At 76.0% G+C, this 6,000-nt stretch carries 4 protein-coding genes; all 4 read right to left on the reverse strand.

Annotated elements, in window-relative coordinates; genetic code table 11:
- Window positions 1–22: 22 nt before the first annotated feature.
- Window positions 23–2,548: a SpoIIE family protein phosphatase gene (locus IH44_RS0121140; RefSeq protein ID WP_030461221.1), complete on the reverse strand. Its 2,526-nt coding sequence runs from the start codon at window positions 2,546–2,548 to the stop codon at window positions 23–25.
- Between the two features lie 150 nt (window positions 2,549–2,698).
- On the reverse strand, window positions 2,699–3,313 hold the full coding sequence (locus IH44_RS0121145) for a TetR/AcrR family transcriptional regulator (protein WP_030461222.1): 615 nt from the start codon (window positions 3,311–3,313) through the stop codon (window positions 2,699–2,701).
- Between the two features lie 42 nt (window positions 3,314–3,355).
- Window positions 3,356–4,957, reverse strand: a complete 1,602-nt coding sequence (locus tag IH44_RS0121150) for a 4-coumarate--CoA ligase family protein (protein ID WP_198545019.1) — start codon at window positions 4,955–4,957, stop codon at window positions 3,356–3,358.
- Between the two features lie 178 nt (window positions 4,958–5,135).
- The gene (locus IH44_RS0121155; RefSeq protein ID WP_030461224.1) at window positions 5,136–5,966 is read right to left on the reverse strand and encodes an inositol monophosphatase family protein; all 831 of its coding nucleotides are present in this window, start codon (window positions 5,964–5,966) and stop codon (window positions 5,136–5,138) included.
- Between the last annotated feature and the right edge of the window lie 34 nt (window positions 5,967–6,000).

Here is a 6,000-nt window from a genome sequence, read left to right on the forward strand (position 1 = left end):
GCGGTCGGCGCCCGGGCGGGTGTCAGCCCGCCCGGTACGGGAGTTCGATCTCCGCCCAGACCACCTTGCCGTGCCGGGTGGGGCGGCTGCCCCAGCGGTGCGCGAGCTCGCTGATCAGGTGGATGCCGCGGCCGCCCTCGTCCTCCTCCGCGGAGCTGCGCAGCCGGGGCGGCTGGCCGCCGGCGTCGGAGACCTCCAGGGTGAGGGTGCGGTCGCGGAAGATCCGCAGCCGGCGCGGGGCGTCGGCGTGCAGCAGGGCGTTGGTGACGAGTTCGCTGACCACGAGTTCGGCGTAGTCGGTGAGCCCGGACAGGCCCCAGGTCTCCAGGGTGGCGCGGGTGAAGCGGCGGGCGCGGGCGGGCAGCGGGCCCTCGCTGGGCAGCAGCAGGGTGGCGATCCGGTCGGCGGGGACGGGCAGGACGCGGGCCATGATCATGGCGATGTCGTCCTCGGTGCCGTCGGTGACCAGGGCGGAGAGCGCGGCGTCGCAGCTCTCCTCCAGGGTGCGGCCGGGGGTGGCGAGGGTGCGGGCGAGCAGGTCGATGCCCTCGTCGAGGTCGCGGCCGCGGCGCTCGACCAGGCCGTCGGTGTAGAGGGCGAAGGTGGAGCCGGGCGGCAGGGTGAACTCGATCGACTCGAAGCCGCCGCCGCCGACGCCGAGCGGGACGCCCGGCGGCAGCTCGATGACCTGGGCGGTGCCGTCGGGGTCGACCCGGACCGGCGGCAGGTGGCCGGCCGAGCAGACCACCACGCTGCGGTCCACGGGGTCGTACACGGCGCACACGCAGGTGGCGAACTGGCCCTCGCCGATCGCGGAGGCGGTCTCGTCGAGCCGGCCGAGGACCTGTTCGGGCGGCAGGTCGAGGGTGGCCAGGGTGCGGGCGACGGTGCGCAGTTGGCCCATGGTGGCGGCGGCCCGGATGCCGTGGCCCATCACGTCGCCGACCACCAGGGCGACGCGTCCGCAGGACAGCGGGACGACGTCGAACCAGTCGCCGCCGACCTCGCTGACCACGCTGGAGGGCAGGTAGCGGTGGGCGATCTCCAGGCCGAGGGTGCGGTGGATCTCCTGCGGGAGCAGGCTGCGCTGCAGGGTGAGGGCGGTCTCCCGCTCGCGCCGGTAGAGCCGGGCGTTGTCGATGGCCAGCGCGGTGCGGGCGACCAGTTCCTCGGCGAGCGAGACGTCGGCGGCGCCGAACGGCTCGGGGTTGCGGGTGCGGACGAACTCGGCGCCGCCGAGCACCATGCCGCGGGCGATCAGCGGCACCAGCAGGTACGAGTGGATGCCGGCGGCGACACCGGAGGCGACCCGGTCCGGGTCGGGGACCAGGCCGCGCAGCACCTCCTCGTCCACGTGCGGCTTGAGCAGCGGGCGGCCGCTGCGCAGGCACTGGGTGTAGACCCGGTGCGCGCCGTACTCGGTGGTCTCGCCGACGGTGTCGGAGACGGTGGTCAGCCCGGAGCCGTACGCCTCGCCGACCGCGACGGCGCGGACCTGGATGGACCGCTCGGGCTGGATCGGGGCGGGCTCCTCGCCGCGCAGCACCGGCTCCAGCAGGTCGACGGTGGCGAAGTCGGCGAACTTCGGGACGATCGCCTCGACCATCTCCTCGGCGGTGCGCTTGAGGTCGAGGGTGGTGCCGATCCGGGCGCCGGCCGCGGCGAGCAGGGTGAGGCGCTCCTGGGCGCGGGAGGCGCGGGCCTCGGCCTGGAAGCGCTCGGTGACGTCGATGATCGAGGAGGAGACGCCGAGCACCTTGCCGGTGGAGTCCTCCAGCCGGAAGTAGGACGCCGACCAGGCCCGGTCGCGGCGCGGGTCGCCGGGGACGCGCCCGTACGAGCGGGCGTCGACCACCGGTTTGCCGGTGGCGATGACCTGCCGCATCACGTTCTCGATCTCGGCGGCGTTGATGCCGGGCAGCACGGCGGAGATCCGGCGGCCGAGGTGCTCCTCGGCGCTGAGGCCGTTGATCCGGGCCAGCGCCTCGTTCAGCCGGACGAAGCGCAGGTCGGTGTCGTAGACGGCGAGGCCGATCGGGGACTGGTCGAAGAAGCCGTCCAGGACGGCCAGGTCGGACTCGACCTCGTGCAGCGCGTCGGTGTCGGAGGCGGTGGCCAGCAGCAGCGGGCGGCCGTCGGGGCCGGCCACCGGGTAGGTGTGGAACTCCAGCTCGACGGTGGAGCCGTCGCGGCGGCGCACGGGGTGGGTGCCGGACCAGCCGCGCCCGGCGACCAGCCGGTCGAACAGCTTCTCGGCGGCGGCCCGCTCCTGCTCGGGCAGCAGCAGCCGGACCGGGTGGGCGCCGATCGCCTCCTCGGCGCTCCAGCCGGTGAGCGCCTCGGCCTCCTGGCTCCAGTGCAGGATCCGGCCGTCCTCCTGGACCAGCGCGGTGGCCAGCGGGACCAGGCGGTGCCCGGCCAGGCGCGCGGAAGCGGCGCCCGCCGCGTCGCGGCCGGGCTTCTGTTCGAACCCGTGCGTGCTCAGTTGGCCACCTGCCCGGTACCTTCCCCGGTTCTGCCGGTAGTTCCGGCTTCCACCAGACTGCACGGCCCGCCGCACGCTGGCGACTGGTGGTCGTGCGGGCGGTCGGACCGAAGATGCGAGTGTGCTCGATCCGGACCGGTTCGGGCAAGGGTGCGACTCCCAACTGCCGGTCGGGGCCCGGTCCGAGCCGCAGGTGCGGGCCGGTGGGCCGGTTCAGCCCGCCAGTGCGGCGTCCAGCAGCCGGGACCACTGGCGGACCACGCCGGCCCGGCGCGGCCCGTCGTCGGTGAGCAGGTTGGCCAGGCCCAGGCCGCGGGCCAGGTCGAGGGTGGCCTGGACGGTCTCCCGGACGCCCGGGGCGGACTCGTCCGCGCCCAGGCACTCGACGGCGGCCCGGTGCGCCTCCCGGCCGATGTGGTTCTCCAGGCCGGTGATCCGGCTGCGCAGCGGCTCCTCGGTGGCGGCGGCCACCCACAGGTGCAGGGCGGCGCGGAACAGCGGGCCGGTGTAGAGGTGCACGATCATCTCCACCACCGCCTCGGTGCGGGCCGGGCCGGGCGGCGGCAGCTGTTCGACGTGCGCCAGGGCGGCGGCCAGCCGCTCGGCGGCGACGTGCTCGACGGCGGCGGTGAACAGGTCCTCGCGGGTGCGGAAGTGGTGCTGGGCGGCGCCGCGGGTGACGCCGGCCCGCTCGGCGACCACCAGCACCGTGGAGCCGTTCCAGCCGACCTCGGCCAGGCACTCCACCGCCGCCTCCAGCAGCCGTCTGCGGGTGGCGCGGCTGCGGTCCTGCCGGGGCGTGCGGGCGGCGGGGGCGCTGGTCGTCATCGGCGGCTCCTGGTCGGCGCGGGCGGGCTCCGGGTGCCGATCCTATGCACCGCCGGCCGGGATCCGGCCCTGCTGCGCGGCCCTGGCCCGCAGTTCGCGGCGCAGCACCTTGCCGCTGGCGGACTTCGGCACCGCGTCCAGGAACTCCACCTCGCGCACCTTCTTGTACGGGGCGACCCGGCGGGCCACGTACTCGATCACCTCCTGCTCGGCCAGTTCGCAGCCGAACGCGGGCACCACGTACGCCTTGGGGTGCTCGGCGCCGTGGGCGTCGGGGACGCCGATCACGGCGGCGTCGGCGATGCTCGGGTGGGTGAGCAGCACGGCCTCCAGTTCGGCGGGGGCGACCTGGTAGCCCTTGTACTTGATCAGCTCCTTCACCCGGTCGACCACGAACAGGTAGCCGTCGGCGTCGACGTGGCCGACGTCGCCGGTGTGCAGCCAGCCGTCCGGGTCGAGGGTCGCGGAGGTCTCGGACTCCCTGCCGAAGTAGCCGCGCATCACCTGCGGGCCGCGGAACAGCAGTTCGCCGTCCTCGCCGGGGCCGAGGTCGTGGTGCGGGGCCGTCAGGGAGCGGATCCGCAGTTCGGTGCCGGGGACCAGGCGGCCGACGGTGCCGGCCGGCGGGTTCGGGTCGCCGGGCGGGACGACGTGGGTGACCGGGGACAGCTCGGTCATGCCGTAGCCCTGCAGCAGGTGCGGCAGGCCCAGGCGGCGGGCGCAGGCGGCGGCCAGCTCGGCGTCCAGCGGGGCGGCGGCGCTCAGCACGTAGCGCACCGAGGACAGGTCGAAGCGGTCGACCAGCGGGTGCCTGGCCAGCGCGAGGACGATCGGCGGGGCCACGTACACCGCCTCGATCCGGTGGCGCTGGATGGCGGTCAGGAACTGCTCCAGGTCGAAGCGGGGCAGCACGACCACGGTGGCGCGGGCCCGCAGCGGGCGGTTGAGGAGCGCGGCCAGGCCGTAGATGTGGAAGAAGGGGAGCACCGCCAGGACGCGTTCGCCGGGGCCCGGGCCGAACAGCGCGTCGGTCTGGGCGAGGTTGGTGGACACCGAGCGGTGGGTGAGCATCACGCCCTTGGGCAGGCCGGTCGTCCCGCTGGAGTACGGCAGCACCGCCAGGTCGGCGGCCGGGTCGATCGGCGGGGCGGGCTCCGGGGCGGAGCTCGCCGCCAGGTCGGCCAGCGAGCGGTGGCCCTCGGCCTCGTCGCAGACGAAGATCCCGGCGACCGGGTGCTCGGCGGCGGCCTGCCGGGCCACCGGCAGGAACGCGGCGACGGTGATGATCCAGCGGGCCCCGGAGTCGCGCAGCTGGTCGGCCAGCTCCCCCGCGGTGGCCAGCGCGCTGACCGGGGTCACCGTCGCGCCGGTGCGGGTGGTGGCGTAGAACGCCAGCGGGTAGGCGATCGAGTTCGGGCTGAACAGCGCCACCACGTCGCCCCGGGCGACTCCCGCCTCGGCCAGGCCCGCGGCGACCCGGCGGCTGCCCGCCTCCAGCTCCCGGTAGCTGACGCTGCGTCCGGTCAGCCCGTCCACCAGGGCCGGGCGGTCGGCGTGCTCGCCCGCGGCGCAGCCGTCCAGGACGGCGGCGTGGATCGGCAGGTCGAGCGGGGCGACGGGCGGGTAGTCGCTGTGGAACACCATGCGGGCCTCCGGGCGGCTCGGCGGTGGCGGCCCCCGGGCCCGGGCGCGGAGCGGATCCGCTGGACCGGTCCGTGGGACCGGTCGGTGGGTGGATCCGGGTGCGGGGTGCGGTCGCGGGGTGCGGCCGCGGTGCAAGCGTGCCGGGGGCGGGGGGTTGCCGCCAGGGCGCGTGGCGGGCTTACCGGCGTACGCCGGTGGTCTCCTGACGGGTGATCAGGTCGAGCAGGAGGGCGTGGGTCCGTTCGTCGGCCGCGGCGATCAGGCCGCCGTCGCCGCGGTGGACCGGCCCGCCGCGCAGGTCGGTGACGGTGCAGCCGGCGGCCTCGCAGAGCGCGATGCCCGCCGCGAAGTGGACGCTGCCCTCGAGCCGGCCGTCCGTCACGTACCCGGCGCGGCGGCCGGCGGCGACCCAGGCCACCGCGAGGGTGCTGGACACCACCCGGGGGCGGAAGGCCCGTTCGAAGTCTGCGTCGGTGAGCAGGCGGGCGACGCGCAGCGCGGGGGCGTTCGGGTAGGGCGGGTCGAGGTTGAGGTCGACCAGCCGGGACGCCGGGGACGGCTCCAGCGGGGTGTCCGCCCCGTCGCGGCGCAGCCGGGCGCGGGTGCCGTCCGTCCAGTACGTCTCGCCGGTGTACGGGTCGGCGGTGGCGGCGGCGGTCGTCCGGCCGTGCTCCTGGAGGGCGACGTTGACGCCGACCAGGTGGGTGCCGACCGCGAAGTTGAGCGTCCCGCACAGCGGGTCGACCAGCCAGCGGCGGGCGGCGTCGGGCGCGCCGGTGCGGCCGCTCTCCTCCGCCGTGAACGCGTCGTCCGGGCGGGCGGCGCGGAGCAGGCCGAGGACGGCCCGCTCCGCCTCCACGTCCACGGCGGTGGCGAAGTCTCCGCCGCCCTTGTCCTCCCGTGCGACGCCCCGCCAGTCCCGGCTGCGCACCACCTGCGCGCCGAGTTCGGCGGCCCGGCGGGCGAGGTCGGCGTCGCTGGTGGGGCTGACTTCGCCGGCGTCGCTCACGTGGGGCCTTTCGGGGGCGGGGGCAGGGAGGGGG

Source organism: Kitasatospora sp. NRRL B-11411, assembly GCF_000721345.1.
Classification (GTDB): Bacteria; Actinomycetota; Actinomycetes; order Streptomycetales; family Streptomycetaceae; genus Kitasatospora; species Kitasatospora cineracea.

What these genes read in the sequence shown, in the direction of transcription:
- IH44_RS0121145 (WP_030461222.1), bottom strand. Translation starts at nt 3,313, where the DNA reads ATGACGACCAGCGCCCCCGCCGCCCGCACGCCCCGGCAGGACCGCAGC.
- IH44_RS0121150 (WP_198545019.1), bottom strand. Translation starts at nt 4,957, where the DNA reads ATGGTGTTCCACAGCGACTACCCGCCCGTCGCCCCGCTCGACCTGCCG.